The organism is Ureibacillus sinduriensis BLB-1 = JCM 15800, from assembly GCF_000772955.1.
Classification (GTDB): domain Bacteria; phylum Bacillota; class Bacilli; order Bacillales_A; family Planococcaceae; genus Ureibacillus; species Ureibacillus sinduriensis.
In genome coordinates this window covers 150145-169403 of the sequence record NZ_JPVO01000048.1, presented here as the reverse complement: position 1 = coordinate 169403, position 19259 = coordinate 150145, and the positions used below count along the sequence as shown (strand labels likewise).

General features: G+C 38.9%; 10 protein-coding genes. 3 read left to right on the top strand and 7 right to left on the bottom strand.

Annotation, left to right across the window (positions count from 1 at the left end; translation table 11 throughout):
- From CD33_RS08830 to CD33_RS08805, 6 genes are all read right to left on the bottom strand, one after another.
- Window positions 1–1136: S-layer homology domain-containing protein (locus tag CD33_RS08830; protein WP_036200139.1), on the bottom strand; the 1136-nt coding region annotated here is incomplete at its 3' end.
- A 488-nt stretch (window positions 1137–1624) separates the two neighbouring features.
- Complete coding sequence (locus tag CD33_RS08825) at window positions 1625–2461, bottom strand: Ig-like domain-containing protein (RefSeq protein WP_258516777.1); 837 nt, start codon at window positions 2459–2461, stop codon at window positions 1625–1627.
- Between the two features lie 660 nt (window positions 2462–3121).
- Window positions 3122–3406 carry a hypothetical protein gene (locus CD33_RS08820; RefSeq protein ID WP_036200136.1) on the bottom strand — a complete coding sequence of 95 codons (285 nt, stop codon included), beginning with the start codon at window positions 3404–3406 and terminating at the stop codon, window positions 3122–3124.
- A gap of 211 nt (window positions 3407–3617) precedes the next feature.
- Entirely contained in the window at window positions 3618–8189 is a 4572-nt protein-coding gene (locus tag CD33_RS08815) for an endonuclease (protein WP_036200134.1), read from the bottom strand.
- Between the two features lie 92 nt (window positions 8190–8281).
- Entirely contained in the window at window positions 8282–11773 is a 3492-nt protein-coding gene (locus CD33_RS19825; protein ID WP_084591296.1) for an S-layer homology domain-containing protein, read from the bottom strand.
- Window positions 11774–12169: 396 nt separating this feature from the next.
- Window positions 12170–12655 (bottom strand): competence protein ComK, encoded by a 486-nt coding sequence (locus CD33_RS08805; protein ID WP_036200133.1) that lies wholly within the window; start codon window positions 12653–12655, stop codon window positions 12170–12172.
- 372 nt (window positions 12656–13027) lie between these two features.
- On the opposite strand from CD33_RS08805, the gene CD33_RS08800 reads away from it, so the two are divergent.
- The 3 genes from CD33_RS08800 to istA all read left to right on the top strand — a co-directional run bounded on the left by CD33_RS08800 (window position 13028) and on the right by istA (window position 14794).
- Window positions 13028–13528 carry a sigma-70 family RNA polymerase sigma factor gene (locus tag CD33_RS08800; protein ID WP_036200132.1) on the top strand — a complete coding sequence of 167 codons (501 nt, stop codon included), beginning with the start codon at window positions 13028–13030 and terminating at the stop codon, window positions 13526–13528.
- 113 nt (window positions 13529–13641) lie between these two features.
- A complete protein-coding gene (locus tag CD33_RS20185) occupies window positions 13642–13800 on the top strand; it encodes a hypothetical protein (protein ID WP_156967307.1) in 159 nt (52 codons plus the stop codon).
- Window positions 13793–14794 carry an IS21 family transposase gene (gene istA / locus CD33_RS08795; RefSeq protein WP_235863342.1) on the top strand — a complete coding sequence of 334 codons (1002 nt, stop codon included), beginning with the start codon at window positions 13793–13795 and terminating at the stop codon, window positions 14792–14794. The genes CD33_RS20185 and istA overlap by 8 nt, the downstream gene beginning before the upstream one ends.
- A gap of 298 nt (window positions 14795–15092) precedes the next feature.
- On the opposite strand, the gene CD33_RS08790 is transcribed toward istA, so the two are convergent.
- Entirely contained in the window at window positions 15093–18704 is a 3612-nt protein-coding gene (locus CD33_RS08790) for an S-layer homology domain-containing protein (RefSeq protein WP_036200131.1), read from the bottom strand.
- Window positions 18705–19259 lie beyond the last annotated feature (555 nt).

Genomic DNA, 19259 nt, shown 5'->3' with positions numbered 1-19259 from the left:
TAAATGCCCTCAGCTTTCTCTATAGCCGATGCTAATGCGGCTAGATCTACTTCCGCTACCTGACCGACTCCATCACCTACTAATACATTAGCTAGTTTTGAATTAGCTGCCCCAATTTTTTCATTTAACTGATTTGCATTTCCCGCTTTCACTACTGAGTTATTGAAGGCATTCATTGCATTTTCTAATGAAATAGTAGCAGAATTTAGTTCTTCTTGTGTCTTGTTTCTGCTGTTTTCATAAATACTTTGCGCAATAGAGATAGCTGTTAATAAAGCGTTATAATCTACTCTTGCCACTTGACCAATATCTTCGCCTATCTTTATTCCATTTAATAGTGAAGTTGCATTTTCTATTTTCGTTCTAAGGATAGCTGTATTTAAATTATTATTAGGTACATAATTTGATGTTGGTGGTTCTGCTGTTGGGTTGGGTCTTGGATCAACTACCGGCGGCTTCACCGGTACGGGTGTCGGTTCTGTAACTGGTGGTGCCTCAGGTTCCGGTGTTGGCGCAATTTCGTCTTTTACCTTTAAGAATTTGCTGGCAACCTGTGCCACTGCTTGACGGTCGGCGTTCCCTTTCGGATCAAACGTATTATTATAGCCATTTAACAATTGTGCTTCAACGGCAAACCCGACCGCATCTTTCGCATATCCAGCAATTTTGTCTGCATCAGCAAACGTCAGTTTATTACCATAATCTGTTGCATCCACCCCCAACGCCCTCACAAAGAGAACGGCCATTTGTTCCCTGGAGAGGTTTTGTCCTGCGCCAAAATTCCCATCTCCGACTCCTTTTATTAAACCCGCTTGGGCAGCGGCTTCAACATATTTATAAGAATAATGAGTCACCGGGAGATCCGAAAATGTTGGGTTCTGTGGGGAATTATCAACATCCAAGTTCAGAGCTTTTGCTAAAATGATGGCGAAGTCTTGTCGCGTAATCTTGCCGGTAGGGTCAAATTTGCCATCCCCCTTGCCATTTAGTATTCCTGCTTCGGCCAGCTGTAAAATGGCATCTTTGGCATAAGTGTTTTGGATGTCTGAAAATGATGTGTCCGCAGCCAACGTTGGAACGGTCGTAGTTGAAATCAATAAGGTAGTCAGAGCTAATTTAGGCATTAGTCTTTTCATTCGAATCCTCCAGTTTTTTCTTCAATTAGTATATTTTTATCTACCTTTAGTAGTTTATCACTGCAAGAGAGTTACTGTATATATTTTTCTAGGAAAATATAATACTTTTTTACTAGGAACAAAGAATGCAGTAAATGGTTGCCTCTACATTTTGAAAATGATTCGAACTAGATACTTTCATTTTATATATTTTTCATCCTGACTCTCTCTTGACCATTTACTTTTGACAGTCAACCAAAAATCTTTCCAAATAAACTGCCATCACAAATTTTTTCCATTCCCCTTTCGTGAATGAATACTCTACCAAAAAATATAAATTTACCCACGAAGATATTTGAATTGTCAATTTCAAATTGCTTAACTAGCTATTAGAGAAATATGTCTGTTGAGATTTTCAAAAATGTTTACGAAAAAAAACCTCACAACTTAGTGAGGTTTATAATGAATATTCGATTTGAAGTAGTTAGTCTTAAGACTGTATGAAATAACTATTCAAAGATTACTTTAAGATTTACCTCTAATCTGGTAGCTGGACTTGTATTCGAAATACTTAAAGGTAATGTGAAGAATTCGCTTGTTCTTGTATATTGTCCCGGCTTCTTCCAACTGTCAAATTGGAATGGACGTATATCCCATTTTAAATCCACTTGATGTTCTTTCCCGATTGTATCAACAATAGTAGTTTGCTTTGGAAGAGCAGCTTTGAATTCATCAAATGTTATATCAACAGGTACTATCAAATCTTCCAACGGTTTTATTTCTGCCAGTGTATGCTGCGCTTTTAGTACGATTTTTGCATATGTTTTGTCATCACCAATAACCAACGGATTAACTTCTGCATCATAGATTGTCTCTTTATAAGATTCCCCCAAATGGATTGCTAGTATTTCCATCCCTTCAGGAAGTTCTGAATGAATCGTATATTCCCCTTCAGGTAAATTGGTCATTTCAAACTGATTCTTCCTACTTGGTTGAGAAGGGGTATTACCATTCCTATAAATCTTCCCCGTCTCTTTGTTTTTTAAGTAGAACTCACTCAAGTTGCTAAAGTTTATGCTATTACTAGATGAGGTGGAATCCTTAAATAAACTAATTTGAACATCTCCTACTTCTTCTGCCTCTATAACAATTGTCATAGCGACTTTTCCATTAAAACCATTGACGGTACCATTCACCGTCACAGTACCAGGAATGGATGTATCAATAGTACTCGGCTTCCAAACAACAGGTACTTCTTTAATTGTCGCGTTACTCATTCTAGCTTGGATTTTAGTTGGAAGGTTTACCTGTTCACCCACTTTTACAGTAATCTTCTCTGGAGCAATTAATTCTTCAATTTCTACGCTTTTCCTGACTTATACCAACATGCATTGGCTTTCGATTCAGGCCTTCACCATGCAGGCGGCTTTCACCGCACACGGCGATCCGTCAATAGCCATTCTTCAATACTTATTTCCCCTATTAAATTGTAAGATAATAAGGGTGTTTTCAGAACATAAACAATTCCAAAAATTCAGATAAATAATACTGCAGTTTACTAATTATCGACAAATAGAAATAACTGTCTTGTTGAAATCGGTCAGAATGTAATATTAATCAATGTTTTTTGAAGTTATGCTTTTCCATTCATATAGTTTAATAACTAGTTATATAGAGTCGTAACAAAAAAAGCCCCACCCAAGTAAAGATGAGGTTTGAAACTAAGCATTAGAACTCAATAGTTGCTATATCGGTTTACTTTTTGTCGTACCAACATTAGAGTTACATTGATTATTATATTATAATCCATATTTAAATAAGAACCTATTATTGCATTTTGATTTGGACTCATTTGTGCTGCTGGAATGGAATCATAATAATCAACGCAAGTAACAGAATCATAAGTAGAGTAGATACCTTATCAAACACTAGGTACTGAAGAATATAAGTAGGAACCCGTTCTATCATTACAGTAGGAATAGTCCTGCAAAGTTGCAGCCCTATTTTTAATTTGAAAATGAATCTTCGATATAATCCACTAAGTGGTATTCAGTTCTCATTCCATTAACGGTAATGATTAATTTTGTTGCATATACTCTAGTTGAAATTATTTTTTCCGTAGGTTCATATACAACCAAGTCATCACCATCGGAATAGATTAATTCGTATACGTGGCTCACATCATCGTCATATGGCTCTAACGCAGCAAGAATTGTTTGTACAGTAGCATCCTTACTTACTTTAAAAGAAGTAGAATTATTGTCTACCGTAATAATACTGGCATCTTTCACTTTAACCCACTCCGGGTTGCTATTCTCATCTTATCCTATACATAGGTTTCGATCGAGCCTTCACCGAACAGGCCACTTTCATGGCATTCGGCGATCCGTCAACAGTAAACTCTTTTGTTTATTTCCCCATCGAGTAGAATAGTCGAAACTTGTTGGGTTGTAAAGATAATTAGGGTTCCATAAATTTAGAGTCAAAAACCAACTATCCTCCCTACCTCCAAATCAACTCCGCCCATTCCGGGTGGTCGATAAATGGATTGCGGTTGCCTTGCCATTCTTGAATGACATTATTGCGATTTCGCTCAAAGTCATCTACCGGGTCTTGCTTATGCCATTGCAATAGCACGGAAAGTTTACCGTGGTAAGGATTTTTGCCATTATTCACTCTGTCATTCAGCTCAAGGTCAACCCGGTCACCTTGTTCATAGCGTGTCGCCATGTAGAATAGAATTCGGGCTACATCTCCCTTTATTCGATCTGGTGGCTCGAAGGAATCCGAGTCTTTAAAGCATCCCGAACAGCCAGTAACCGGACTGCCGCCATTATCAAAATCCAAGTTGCCCCTTGCTCCATTTACTTGAACATCTGTTGGGCGTAAGTGATGAATATCCGTTCCCGGCCCTTTACTCGTTCCAAAATCGCCATGCGACTTAGCCCAAGTATGTTCTCTGTTCCATTGCCCCACATTACCGCCATTGCTGTTTTTAGATATCGATCTGTTTGAATAAAATAAAATCACATTGGCCGGATTCTTTGGGTCTTCATCCGTTTCCTTTAAAGCTTCCCATGCTTCATTGTAGGATAGCTGCTTATGGTCATCGATGATTTCATGAAGTGCGGCTTTTAACTCTTGGCCTGTTTTCCCCCGAGCATCTTTATAATAGTCATCATTGGGTGCTTCAGGTGCAGTCACAGTTACAGTAAATTGTGCCGTTACACTTTTTTCACCGTCGGTAGCGGTCACCCCGACAATATGGCTGCCTTCCTCCAGTTCCAAAGTCAAGCTATTATCTTTAACCATTCCTTTGGTTGCAGAGTAAGAAAGATTGTCTCCATCCGGGTCCGAAAAGTGCTCTGATAAGTCAATCGACACTTTTCCACCAACTACTAGTGTTTGATTTCCAATTGGTTTCGAAACTACCGGTGCTTTATTTTCAGAAGGAAAAGAAGGATCCGCAATGGGATCCCCTTTTGAATCGGTAAATTTAATTGTATTGGCTGTTGCACCGTTTGTATACTCGATCTCTTCAACGTTTTCAACGCCGCGTAATTCTTTTACATTCGGTCCGTCAATTATCACTTTCTTCACTTTGGTACCTTTAAAGTCAATAACTGCCCCTGTTTTTTCAGGTTGAACTGTTAAAACAGCACCTGCAAAGCCAGCACCTTGGAACTCCGCATATTCCCCTTTAAACAAGATACCATCTGTAATGACTGAATCTGCATCTAAGCTAACCGCAACACTAGGTTTTGTAATTGTTAATTTATTTGTTTTATAACTTGTAAAGTTGTACTCTTTTTCAGCAGTAATCGGCGTTTCAACTTCACCTGTTCCTTTAAGATCGATTTGGACCATTACCGGGTCATGGTCACTCGCACGCCCTGCCATGTCAGTGAAATCTGCATTAATGTGAAGAATATCAATCTCTGTATTTTTCACTAGATTATTTGAAACCAAAATGTGATCTAATACTTGCGAGTTCCCTTGGAAAAGGTAAGTATAACGATCATTGTCGTCCACAAGATTGATCATGTTCGTCATGTGTTGCCCTTCATGAATTTTCAATGACTCAGTGAACTGGAAATCGTTAAAGTCACCAACAGAGACAATATTTGCTTTTGGGTTATCTTTTTTAATTTCTTCCACGAAATTATTAACAACTTTCGCAATTTCTTTACGTTGTTCTTCACTTCCATAAATAGGCGGTTGAGTTGAACCAAATAAAGGAGTGTCCCCCGATTTTGAGTTCCAATGATTCACAATGACGACCACCTCTTCGCCTTGGAAGTTAAACTGAGCCGCTAACGGTTTTCGGCTGCTGTTAAATGCCGGATTCGTTGGGTCGATTCGACCAGGGTTAAGAGTAAGTTTTCCATTTTTATAAGCAACTGTAGATGTTGCATCCCCAGCTTTAATCCCCTCAGGAAGTGTTACACGCTCTGGATTGTATAAGAAGCCCACACGGATATTGGCATTCGGCGCTCCACCATCCTCGTTATTTACCGGATCGATATTTAAATATTTGTATTCCGGACCACCAGCTGCCTTAATTGCATCGATCAGTCGTTGATAGCTTTCATCTGCTTTGGCATCACCAGCACTGGCACCATTGTTGTCCTGAACTTCTGTTACACCGATAATATCGGGACTTTTCATATCCTTTACAAAGGCTCTTGCCAATTTTTGCGCTTTATCATCCGTTGTTTCTTTTCGATTATTTGAGAAGTTTTCAAGATTGTAAGATGCGATCGTCAACTTATCATCTTTCTTCACAATCGTTGTTGTTTCAGGCTTTGTGTCACCCTTTACATATTTTTCTCTCATATACTCATAATCTGCATAAATTTTATAGTTTTGGAATCCGTAATTTACGACCCCTTCGATCGGTCCGGTAAATCGATCGCCTGTTGCGACTTCAAAATTCCTTGCTGTATTGTTATCGAATAGTTTGAATTGAATGCGATCCGGATTTGCGGTAGTTTCCGTTAATTTTACACCACCGTGGATTGTATCCGTTTTTCTATCCTCTAGGACTGTAATAAGATCCCCGTGTTCTTGTGGAGATACCGCTTTAACATTGCCAACTTGAACACGCATTCCTTCAAGACTTTCCCAGAAATCGATTGCATCTACTTCCGGGTTGAATATTGTTAATCCATCACTATCAATAAACTCGCTCGGTAAGTTGCTTGCATCAATTGTCACTGCAGCCGGCAGTTCAACATTGCTTGCCACTTTGACAATCAGACCTCCACGATCATCTCGTGCGTTGATTTGTGTTACAGATAAATCCGTATCTTTTTTTGTGTCATTGTAGCCATCGATATGATACTCATCAACTGTACCTGTTACATTCACTAAATCCCCCACTGCAGCGGGTTTTTTGTTCCCGGTATAGACAATGATCGCATCTGACGTATTAGGGTTATCGTCTTTTAATTCATCCGGTGTTTGAAGATGGAAGTAATTCCCGCTCCCGATGGTATAAGTATAAGTCACGACACCTTGTATCCCATCAACAACTTGGCCGACAAAAGGTGAAGTGTGGCCCTCTCCTTGAATGTCGTGGATTTGTAAGGCGTCCGTAATTGTGTAATTAAATGTCGAAACTTCACTCACAGTACCATCCTGCGCTTTTACAATGGCTTTGATCGCAGTGGATTTGGAAATCTTGATCGGACTGTCATATTTGGCACTATTTACTGTTGGTTCCGTACCATCCAGTGTATAGTAAATTTCAGCACCCGCGGAAGTTGTAGATAATTCCACCGATTGAGGCCCTACATAAGTACCTGATGCTGGATTAGCTGTGGCAGGCTTTAATGTCGTACTATCGGCAACAATATCCTGTTCAGAACGTGGAATGATTTGATAATCATTGTCAAATTGCTGGACGATACCTGTGATAGATTCATAGGTTGTACCAACGGTTAAAGACCCGAACCCACCAGTTTCATCCCGCACAATAAATGTTGAGCCATCGTTTGCAGTATAGTTTTTCCAGCTAGTTCCAGCTACCGCTGTCAGTTCAACATTCTTAACTGTAACTAATAAAGATTCATTACTTTCATTCACATCGGCACCCGTAATTTCTTTCGGGGCAGGTGCACCTACATTTTGGCCTTTCTCAACGATCGTAGTTGAATCTAGTTGAAGCAAGCCTCTATATTCCTGCAATGTTCCTTCTAAAGTGACTTCATCGCCAACTCTTATATCCAGTGATGTTGGACGTATTGCGATACCGCCTGTTTCATCCTGAACAGAGAAAGTATTTTTTAGACCCGCTGCAACAACGCCTTTTATGACAACTCTCTCACCACTTTGTTTCGTACGAGCGTCGGAGATTGAAATTACAGCTACGCTAGGAGTTTCCGGATCTACTGGTATTTCCGGGTCTTCGCCTCCTGGTTCACCTGGTTCTTCCGGATTTTCTTCCCCTGGCTCACCTGGTTCCTCTGGGTTTTCGCCTCCCGGTTCACCAGAAGTACCATCCATCAGATGGAAACCTAAATTGGTAGTATCATCTTTTGATAGTTTGTCCCATTCGTCTGGATTAAAAGAAGCGTTACCACTGTGTACTGCACTTTTACGGACAAAAGTTTGATCTTTGGCAAAGTCGGCAGATGATCCTATTTGTCCAATGGAATCGATAGTTTCTCCATTCTTTTTCAAGATTATCGGGTCATTTCCATTAAAATTCATAACCGCGGAATTTTCTAAATCCCCTACACTTTTAATGGCATCGTTTGCATCTTTATGATATACAACGTACACATCACCGCTCTCCAAAACACCCGACAAGGTTACTGTTGCTCCCACAGCTTCAGTACCGTTTACATGCAACTCCAAAGTGTAATTACTTAAATCAACAGGTGCCCCTGTTCCGTTATATATTTCTATCGCTTTATTAAAACTGCTACCCTCAATATACTCCGAAATAATCAAATCTGTGGCGATTGCTTCTGCTTTTGCTACTAAAGGTGCACTAGGGACTACTACACTAGCAATCATCGTTGTTGCTAAGAAAGTATTGATCGGCTTTTTCCATTTCTTTTTGCTCATCATCTTCTTCTCCCTTCAATTTAGAGAACACGTGTAATTAATAAGGAAACGAAGCCCTCCTCCCCACAGAGGAAGGCTTTCGTGAAAAAAGTTTATAGTATCGTTTCTCCGTCAACAGTGATTCCAGTAAAGTCTTGCGTATCAGCCTCTAGCTCTGTAAGGTCAAGGTTACCCTCCACTTGAATGTTTGCAAATGTGATCTCTCCTGTTGCCTTACCTTTAATAATCAAATTCCCTTTCACTACCGCATTACCTAATGAGTTAATATTGGAAATATCAACTGTTGCATCTCCACTGTACACTTTCACTTGTCCAGCAGTACCAGAGAATTCAGCGCCGTCATAGTCCCCACCTGGAAGCTCTGTTCCCGGGTTTTGTTGTCCTGCAACATCGACAATTCGCCCTTCAATTACTATAGGAATTCCAGTATCTTTAAGCGACACCAAATGATCCCTGAAGTTTTCCCAATCCGATAAGCCTAAATCCGTTACACGGCCTTCACCATAAGCTTTCGCAAACACATCGTAACCATCTCCACCTTTTGCAGTGAAAGCATTCGTGGCAATTGTGTAGTTTTCACTATCTTTTAACTCGGTAAAGTTGCCGCTTCCATCTTTATACTTCACACTTACGACACGTTGTCCGACTGGTTTTGATGAGTCAAACTCCACTTTTGCCCCGGAAACATGTAAGAATCCTCCACTTTCTGATGGGTAAGATTTAAAGCTCGTCTCAAACGCTTGTTTGATTTCAGCTCCAGTTAAGTCCATAGTTGCAAGTGTGTTGCCGTATGGAAGAACTGTAATGACTTCGCCTACCGTGACTGGTCCAGCTTCTATTGCCGCTCGGATACCTCCACCATTTTGAAGTGCCATAATGATATTTTTTCCAGGTACGGCTTTTTTCGCTTTTTCAAGCATTCCGTCTGTAATGATATTACCTAGAATTGTCTCATTTTTCCGGACACTTATTCCCTCTGTATTTCCTGCATCACTGGTACGTGGGTTTACTAGTCTTTCTTTTAACTCCACACCGATTTGTGTTCCGGCAGTTTTCTCCACTACTGTTTTATATGGTGCAAGTTTAGCAACCGCCTCTGCATCTTCGGCAAATTTATAAACTTCTTTCCCATCTCCATCTTTCACTTTCGCATTGATATCGATTAAATTGCCTTCACTTAGTACAACTTTACCGTTACGATCGAATGTCACATCGAGCGTCCCTAAATAATCATTGTATTGATAGGCTTGTACAATGACTGTTGGTGCATCTCCGGTGCCTACAACATATGGTTTATCTAACTTTGTATGGCTATGACCGCCCACGATTACGTCGATTCCTTCCACCTTTTTCGCCAATTCAAGGTCGTTATCAACCGCTGCATTGTCGTCGTACCCAATATGTGTAATCGCAACAATTTTGTTGACACCCATATTTTCAAAAGCTTTTACAGCTTTTTCCGCCTCTTTAATGTAATCTTCGAATTCAACCGCACCAGGGCTTGAAATATCTGCTGTTTCTGCAGTAGTCAACCCGAAGAATCCAACCTTCTGACCATCTATTTCTTTCACAATACCATTATAGATTTGTCCGTCTTTTGGATTACTAGAGTTTAAATCCGAAAATAATCCTTGCAGATTGGAATCCTTCGAGAAATCAATATTTGAACTTACGAATGGGAATTTTGCCCCTTTAATGAAATCGGCCAAAGCTTTATGGCCTTCCGGACTCGACCCTAAGTCGAACTCATGGTTACCAAAAGTCATCATGTCATAACCCATTAGATTCATAAATTCAAGATCTGCTTGTCCTTTAAATTCATTGAAATACAAAGTACCTGAGAACACATCCCCTGCATGGACAAGAACTGAATTTGGTTTTGCATTTTTAACTTCTTTTGCAGCAGTCACAAGCCTTGGATACTTTTCAACATTTGCATGTGAATCGTTTGTGTAAGTTAGGTTCAGTGTAAAGTTTTTAGGTGGTTGCGTTCCGCCGTTATTATTGCCACCGCCCGGGCCATTGTTTCCGCCACCTGAACCACCATTTCCACCGTTCGAACCGTTGTTATTCCCACTATTGTTTGTGCCATTGTTGTTCACAATCGCTTCGATTTGCCCTTTCACTGCCTCAAAGTTTCGGATTACTTGTCCAGCCGTTACTCCATCAGGGATTACCAGTTTGGCAATGCGTAAACCAACGCCAATTTCAACTTTTGAATCACCTTTCATTACTATAAGTTCCTTAATTTGACCGGTGATGTTTAATGCAATTTCTTTTGCTTGGTCCACTGTTAATTTTTCTATATTTCCCGACCCTTTAATTTCTATATTTGCGCTTCCGTTGATCGTTACCTGCCCCACATCCGCATTGATTGTGATGGACGAACCATTTGCTGTAACGATAATTTCTGGAACTCTAGTATTTGAAATGAACTCCACATGGTTACGCTTTATATGAACGGATTTTTGCGAAGAGTTTCGCAAGTCAACTTTTGGACCTTTAGTCGTGTTGGCTGCCATTTCGTTTAAAGAAGCAACTGCAACCGGCCCTGCCTCGGCAATGATGAAATCACCTTTTGCATCCACATTATCTGAAAGATAGCTGTTGATCACATTTGCCGATAATGTAATATGGCCTTCAACGTTTAAGTTTTTCACAGAGACATAGTCAGCGTTAACTTGTAAATTTCCTGCTATTGTTGTATTTGCTCCATCAATGACGACCGGTGTTGTGGCAGTTCCAGCACTGTTTACTGATAAGTCTTCAATCCTCACCACTTTGCCCTCTTGGATAACTGCCTTTATGTCTGCTCCTTTTAATGCGATTGCATTCCCAGCAAAAAATGATTGTAGCGAAGCATCAATTGCATAGCTGCCAGTGGAGGTTTGGACTTGGTTGCTTGCGACGGACTCTACCGTGAAATTGACAGAGGTTGTAATATTTTCAACTGGCTGGCTCTTTACGTTTTCTGCCCGGTGAATGAAAACCGCAAATTCCCCACGTGTTGTTGAAGCCCTTCCTCCAAATAGAGTGGATGTTTTACCTGTTGTTATGCCATTGTCGTACAAACTCGCAACATAGTTTTGATATTCCTTAGGTACATCCGTAAATGGGAAATTTGTATTGGAAGCTTGCAAATTGAAAGCTTCCGCAATGATTTTAGCTAAATGATTGCGTTGGATCGGTTCATTCGGTTTGAATGTTCCATTCCCAGTGCCTTTAATGATTCCTTTTTCCGCTAATGCCGCAATGGCAGCATAAAACGGATGATTTGTATTTACATCGGAGAAATTGGGGTTCGATACGTTTTCTGTGTCCAATCCTAATACCCCTACGATGATTTTGGCTGCTTGTCCACGAGTGACTTGATCTTGCGGGTGAAATTTCCCATCAGGATAACCATTAATAATCTTACGCTCCGCTAGAGTTTGAATCGCATCATAATAATAACTGGATGGTTTCACATCCGGAAAAGAGGTACTAGCCTCAGTTGATAATGGCGCCTGAGCAGCAAATGTGGACGCGACAATAGCAGTTGCGACCGTAGCTTTCATAAATTTTGAATTTGCTCTATTCTTCATACGAACTCCCCTCGATTTCTATCCATATTTAGATTCTGAATACTCTTTAAATTTACACTACTTCTATGAATCTATTGGTTTAGCTTATGTAAATAAATTATTAAATATGGTAAATGAGGGTTTATTTTAATTAAATAATTTTTCCGGTATATATTTCCCTAAGAAGATATCGTATTTTTTACAAGGAGCCAAGATAGGCCTATAAAATAGATGACTGACTCTAGTTTAGACAACGGAATTTTCCTTTCCTTTTCTAAATTTGTGTTCTCAATGTAAAAGGATTGTCCACCCTTCCAAATGAACAATCCCTTACCTTTGATGTTTCGGCTAACACGAAATTGTTAACGCTTTCTTGTAACTTTAATTGAGTATAATTACATAAACATGTATGTAATTCTAATAATGAAGCAAGTCGTGAAGATTGCGGTTTAGCAAGGGAGAACACTCGTGGATTCTGGAGATGGCATTAAATCTTCGGTTTTTTACGGAATTCTCCGCTAGAGGTGTCATCAATTGCAGGCCATTGCGAAAGATGATGAGCGTTTCAGTTTTAGAAAGAGCTTCGATTGTCACATCCAAATCAACGATCCACATTGGGTCAAGCCTGTCGAGGTGCGGTACTTGAAATCCTGCAATTCTCAGGGCTTCAGAAATAAGAATTGAAGGGTTCTTCACATCGTTGAATCGTTGACGGGCGGCTTGTTTCCTTCCTTCCAAACTCGAACCAAATAAAAGACAATAGTTATCGAGATTAGCATTCGTCGTATACTTCGAGTAGAAATTTCCTTGGAGTGTGTGGATGACAGATGCATGTTCTCCGTCATAATGTGGAACTACTGCTAGACTATGATATTCTTTAAAATATTTTTCTTCGATTTTCATCCTGACTCTCTCCTTACCATTTACTTTTGACAGTCACCCAAAAAGCCTTCCAAAAGAAACGTGTCATAAACTCCCATCAAAGATTTTTTCCCATCCCCCTTTCAATAGATGAATTTTCTACTAAGACCAATTACCCAAGGTCCCTTTAAGAATATTTTAAAATAAAATTTTGCGCCTGAAAAGATATAGTATGTAAAATTTTGGTTAAATATAAAGAATTTTCCCTATTAATTGCAACAATTTTAAAAGAAAATCAATGCTATTTTCATAGATTTCTATAAAATCATCCATTCGAATGTTTCAAAACATTCCCTTACCATGAATTTACCCGGGAATAATGGAGCTGTGCACAGTTCGTTAGGCGAACTATAAATGGATAATTTCGAAGAGATTCTTGAACAATATGAACCGATGATCAAAAGCATACTGAGAAAAACAAACATTTATAAAAACCACGATCACTTTTACCAAGCTGCCCGCATTGCACTTTGGCAAGCATGGCGCAACTTTGATCCGAGCAAGGGGCACTTTCCTTCTTACGCGTACAGAATGGTGCTGACATCCATTTATACGGAGATGCATAAGGATAACAAATATACGGAGAATCAAATCCCTTATGAAAAAGAAAAGCTTACAAAAGTTGCCCAGTATAACGACTTGAAAAATATGCCTTGTGGACACGGATCGACACTAGAAACTTTGGCATCTTATTTGACGGAAGAGGAATTCGAATTGCTCAAAGACCTCTACTACCATCAATACAAGTATGAAGAACTGACACACAAATACAACGCATCGGTCGCCGCCCTAAAAAAACGCCGCGACCGCCTAATCAAAAAGCTCCGAATCGAACTTAAAGGAACTGTGGATTAAATTAAATTGAATTGAATTGTATGTGTGCCTGGCACTCAAACAATTCCAGAACTATTCTGAATTGTCTTGGAGTTGTGTGTGTGCCTGGCACTTACAAGAAAGGAGAATACCTAATGCGAAAGCTTATCGATGAATCACCACTTTTAATACTGCCAACGCTTGCTAGAAAAGTCGGGTTAAATGAAGCGATTATTTTGCAGCAAATCCATTATTGGAATCAGAGATCAAGGAATATCCGCGAGGGTCATACATGGGTGTATGAAAATGTTTGAAGATTTACAAGCCACGGGCTTTAAAGGATCCTACCGAACTCTTTGTGATTTTATTCAAGAATGTCGCGCTGCAGAAGATGATGAACAGAGTAAAGGCTTTGAACGACTGAGTCATCCACCAGGTGAGGCTCAATTGGACTTTGGCACAATGGAGGCTGTTCAAGATGGAGAGATCTTAGATGTACATGCGTTAATCATGTCCTTCCCAGCAAGTAATACAGGTTTTGCGGTTCCGATGCCTGGAGAGAATTTAGGATGCTTTTTAAGCGGATTAAAACAACTGTTCCAGCAAGCCGGTGGTGTACCAATTAGTATTCTAATCAATAATTTAACACCAGCGGTGAAAAAAGTAAGAAAAGGCGACAAGGAAGAAGAGTTAATAGATGCCTTTCGGCATTTTCAACATTACTACGGGTTTAAGGTGCAAGTTTGTAATCCATCAAAAGGTAATGAAAAAGGCCATGTCGAAAGAAAAGTTGGGTATGTCCGCTACAATTTCTTTAGCACACCCCCAGTCATTAAAGATTTTGATGACTTAAGAGAGCAATTAGAACAGCAATTAAAGAAAGACCGGCAACGAGTGCATTATAAAAAAGAAGAACTTATTGAAGATTTATGGCTGGAGGAGCAACAACAAGTATTAAAATTACCTGAAGAGCCATACCCAGTGTTCAAACAGTTTGCGATTGACTTTAATAAATATAATGAACTTAAATTGGACCAGCATTTAATTCACGTACCAAGAGCGCGCAATTATGTAAAGCTGTATTGCATCGCTTATTGGGATTCCTTCAAAGTGATTACAAATGAAGGGGAAATTATATTCTTCGATGCAAGACCGTATATGAAGAAACGGCGTTTTATCCTTTGGAAAGATATTTTAAAAGATTGGTTGAAAAAGCCCCGAGTTGTTGGACATTTCCGTTACACGCCGTATTTACCTGCACGTATACAGGAATATTTAAAAGTCCCTTCTAAACCTCTTTCTTATTAGCATCTAAATAATCAATCAATTAACATTTTATAGCTTAAATCCATTTTATGACTACCTTCAATAATAACACGTTTCTATAAAAAGTAACCTAGAATAAATTTGATCTACTGATAAAGACTATCGTGCTAAACTTATTCAACTTTTAACTAAACAAGTTATCTGGTTTTCGAAGTTATTACCAAATAAGAAAAGTCCTTGTATAAGATTCATCTCATACAAGGACTCTCTATATAATTCTGTTAATCTAATTTATTAACAATATTAGTAGTGTACACAGTACACGGAATTACTCAACGTCTTATTGAGCAGTTACAGATAATTGACTAGTAGTTGATGCAGCAGATTTTTGTGTAATTGTAATTACATCTCCTGTTACAGCTACTGTATATTTTGCATCGAATGCTACAGCGTTAGCATTTGAAGCAGCTACTTTTGTAGCTAATTCAGCTTGAATAGCAGAAGCTAATGCAGCCGCAGATACTTCTGTACCTGTAGAAGTATACTCATAGAAATCTGAACCTACTGCTACTTTGAATGTTTTAGCAGTTGTTGGTACTGAATCTACTTTGAATGTATATTGAGCTGCAACAGCTGCGCCATTTGTGCCAGTTTTCGCTAAACCAGTACCGATTGATGAAGCATCAGCAGTAGTAATAGTTACACCAGTTGCTTTAGATGTTAACTCAACATCAGCACCTTTAACTACAGCAGTTACTAATGATGAAGCTTGAGCGTTAATTGCTGTTGCAATATCTGCTACAGAAGCGCCAGCAGCTAAGTTAACATTTACTGAAGTTGATCCATCTCCTACAGTAATGTCTCCAGCTGTAGTAACAGTTGGGCTAGTTAGAAGTACTGTAGAAGCTTTTGGAGCTACATAAGCTCTAGCTGGGTTACCAAGTAAAGTAGTGTAAGAAGCAGCAGATACATTAACTTTAAAGTTAACATTTACAGTTTCTTTACCATCAGTTACTACTACAGTTACATTTGTAGAACCAGCCGTAGCAGGTGTTACAGTAAAGCTTAATTGACCAGCAGCTACAGCAGTAGTAGCTACAGTTGCATTATCCGTATATGCAGTAACAATTTTTAAAGTATCAGCAGTATCAGCATCAGAAGCAACTTGAGTTGCTGTAAATGTTAATGGAGTTCCATTAAGAGCAACTGATTGATCTCCTACAGTTTTAGCAACAGGTGCATTATTTGCAGCAGCTGGCGCATGTTGTTGGATACCGTCAGTAGCAACACCAGATGCAGCACCAACAGTGATAATTTTAAATGTAATTGTGTCACCGTCTACAATGTATGAAGCTGTAACATCTTGGTTTGCAGCATCGTATTGTGCTAATAATTCTTCCCAAGCTTTTTCACCAAATACTTCATTACCATTAGCTCCGAAGTATTTGAATGTTTTACCAGTTACACCAGCATATTTCACTGGATCTTTACCTGCAAACCAAATAGAGTTGCTATTTGTACCTGAATCAGCTGGATTGTATTGAGCCATTTCTCCAGTGTAAGAATTTGGAACTTCTCTAGTAGCTGTAAATGTAGCAGTAGCTTCTTTAGCAGTAAATGCATAGTCTTTACCGTCTTTAGCAGCTGAACCAGTAGCTACAACACGTACAGAAGTTGTTTTACCTTCAGCAGACTCAACTTTTAAGCTTTCGCCATTAGTTGTGAAAGTTTCACTACGGTTAGGTGAGATTACTGTGTTTCCAACTTTAACATCATTAGCACCAGTATTGAATACTGTGTAAGTAATTTTGCTTAGAGTATATCCACCAGTAAATGCTTTTCCACTTTGGTTTACTAATTCTGCTTTGAATTCAGCAACTTCATTACCATCGAATTTAGTTACTGCTTTACCACCAGAAGTTTTGAAAGCTTTAATTTCTGCACCATCTAAGTATGGAGCTTGGAAGTGAGTAATTTGTGCTACTGTTTTTGGTTCGCCTTCATCTAAAGAACCAGATTTAGCATTAGCACTATTAATATCGATCCATGCAAGTGGAGTTGCATAATCGTTCTCATTTAATGAATCAGTTGCGATAACAAATTTAGCTTCACCTTTGTCATCTGTTTTTACAGAAATTTGTTTATTTGTATTACCTGTTCCAGAAGTTGGATAGAATTTATCAGTATCTGGATTTACGAATCCTGCTTTTGTATTTGTAGAAATTACGCGGTCTAAGTCTTCGTTAAATGCAATGTTAACCGTTTCATTTTTAGCTACTTTACCATCTTTGTCTTTAACAACTACTTTATATTCGCGACCGTTTGCTTCACCAGTTGCTGCTACTTCTCCACCATCACGAGTTAACTCGATTTTGTAAGCAGCTTGAACTGCAGAGAATTCAACTTTTGCAGCTGTTGCTTGTAAGTCAGAAGCTTCATATTTGAAGTCTTTTGTAGTTGCAGTGTTGTTAGCTTCAAATACAACAGGAGTTACTACTGCATTTGAACCTGATACTGTGAATGTAGCTTCACCTTTTGAATCAGTAGTGATTTGAGCAGCTACAGTTTTTGTACCGTTGCTTAATTGAGAAACTGACTCACCATTAATTGTTACATTTTGTAATTTATCAGCTGTAACATTGATGTTTTCTAAAGCAGATACGTTTAGTACTTTACCAGCAACAGTTTTACCTGTTTCTGGGTGTTTGTAAGTAACTTTGTAAGTTTTGTTAGCACCGTTGTTGATTGTAGCGCCAGTTGTTACTTCTTCAATTTTTAGGATTGTGTCAACACCCCAGAATACGTATCCTGTAGAGAATTTTGAACGATCTCCAGAAGCATAAGCAGTAACAGTATCAGTTCTATCAGCATAACGAGTATAAGAGTAAGTAGCTACACCGTGCTCATTAGTTGTTACTTCAGCTGTTAATTTTGGAGATAATGTACCATCATCACCAGGAACGTTGAAAGTTACAGGAATACCAGCTTTAGAAGCACCTTCAGCTACAGTTACTTGTGCAGATACAGTTACTTGTTGGCCAAGTTTCCCTTGAACTGATTTTGTTGTTAAGTCAATACCAGTTGGAATTACAGCAGAAACACCTTTGAATTTACCAAGAGTTTCACCTTTGCTTGTTACTGTATATTCTTTACCAGCTTCTTGAGTAGCAGTTGTTAATACAGCTACTGAATTGTCAGTTTGTTTTACTACTGCATTTGTTACATCAAGACCATCGATTAAGAAGTCTAAAGCTTCGATATCTTCGATAGGGTTTTTGAAGTTAACTTCTACAGTTGTAGCGTTAATTGCAGTTACAGATTCAACATTAGATGCTACTGAGTCAGCGTCGATTGCACGAGCAACCATTGTTGCGAATTCAGCACGAGTGATTGAATCGTTAGGAGCTAATTTAGTTCCTTTACCATTGATTACTCCGTTTGCTACTGCAGCAGAGAAAGAGTCTTTAGCCCAAGCTTTTACGCTAGAAGCATCAGAGAAAGTAGAAAGGTCAGCTTCACCTTTTAAACCGTAAGCAGCAACGATAACTTTCGCAGCTTCTGCACGAGTTAATTGAGCTTTTGGTAAGAATTTACCAGTGCCGTCACCTTGGAATAATTCTGGAGAAGTAGCTACTACCGCATCATACCACCAGTCATCAGAATCTACGTCAGCGAAGTTTTCTCCACCTGTAGCTTGTAATCCTAATGCTTTGTAGAAGATTGTTGCAGCTTGAGCACGAGTAACAACACCATTTGGATTGAAGTTACCTTTTGTATCGCCTTCTAGAACACCGCTGTCCGCTAATCTGTTTACTGCATCTGTAGCCCATGTTGGGATGTTTCCAGCATCGTTGAAGCTAGCAGCTGATGCTACTGGTACGATTGCTGATGCAACTAATGCTGCAGTTGCTGTTGTCGCGAATAATTTACGACCTTTGTTTTGCTTTGTCATTCATTTATTCCTCCCTGGATTCTTTAAAAGTCATATTATTCTATGAAAACTATATTACTAGCTTATTAACCTAATAGTAGTATGTATTATAGTTCTCTGGAATAATAAGGAACACAAAGTAAATTTGTAGTAAATCCACTAAATGGGTTTGAAAGAAATATTACCCTCTAGTAGAAACATTTACTTACTACGAAAGTATAACACTACCATTTTCTAAATTCAAGCAACTAATTCAAGATTTGAGAATCTATCCATAGTTTGCTAAAAATATTAGTAACTATTGGGTAAATTGGATACTAATATCCTATTAATTAGAAAAATAGACTCATGCTTACTCCCCCAACGGTTTGCGGAATAATTAAAAAAATTTCTCGATGGAAAATTCATGAACATTTTTCCACTCCCTACCCATCCTATTCATATTTTAAGATTTTATGTCAAATATTACAAAAAAAAGACAAGCGTTTTTTTACCAGTTTAGTAGGTAAGATAACGCTTGTCTTTTTCTGAAAGGTTGATAAGTTATAAAAAAACCCCCGCCAGATGTTCGAACAC

Coding starts and splice junctions, on each gene's coding strand:
- CD33_RS08815 (WP_036200134.1), bottom strand. CDS start 8,189: ATGAGCAAAAAGAAATGGAAAAAGCCGATCAATACTTTCTTAGCAACA.
- CD33_RS19825 (WP_084591296.1), bottom strand. CDS start 11,773: ATGAAGAATAGAGCAAATTCAAAATTTATGAAAGCTACGGTCGCAACT.
- CD33_RS08805 (WP_036200133.1), bottom strand. CDS start 12,655: ATGAAAATCGAAGAAAAATATTTTAAAGAATATCATAGTCTAGCAGTA.
- CD33_RS08800 (WP_036200132.1), top strand. CDS start 13,028: ATGGATAATTTCGAAGAGATTCTTGAACAATATGAACCGATGATCAAA.
- CD33_RS20185 (WP_156967307.1), top strand. CDS start 13,642: ATGCGAAAGCTTATCGATGAATCACCACTTTTAATACTGCCAACGCTT.
- istA (WP_235863342.1), top strand. CDS start 13,793: ATGTTTGAAGATTTACAAGCCACGGGCTTTAAAGGATCCTACCGAACT.
- CD33_RS08790 (WP_036200131.1), bottom strand. CDS start 18,704: ATGACAAAGCAAAACAAAGGTCGTAAATTATTCGCGACAACAGCAACT.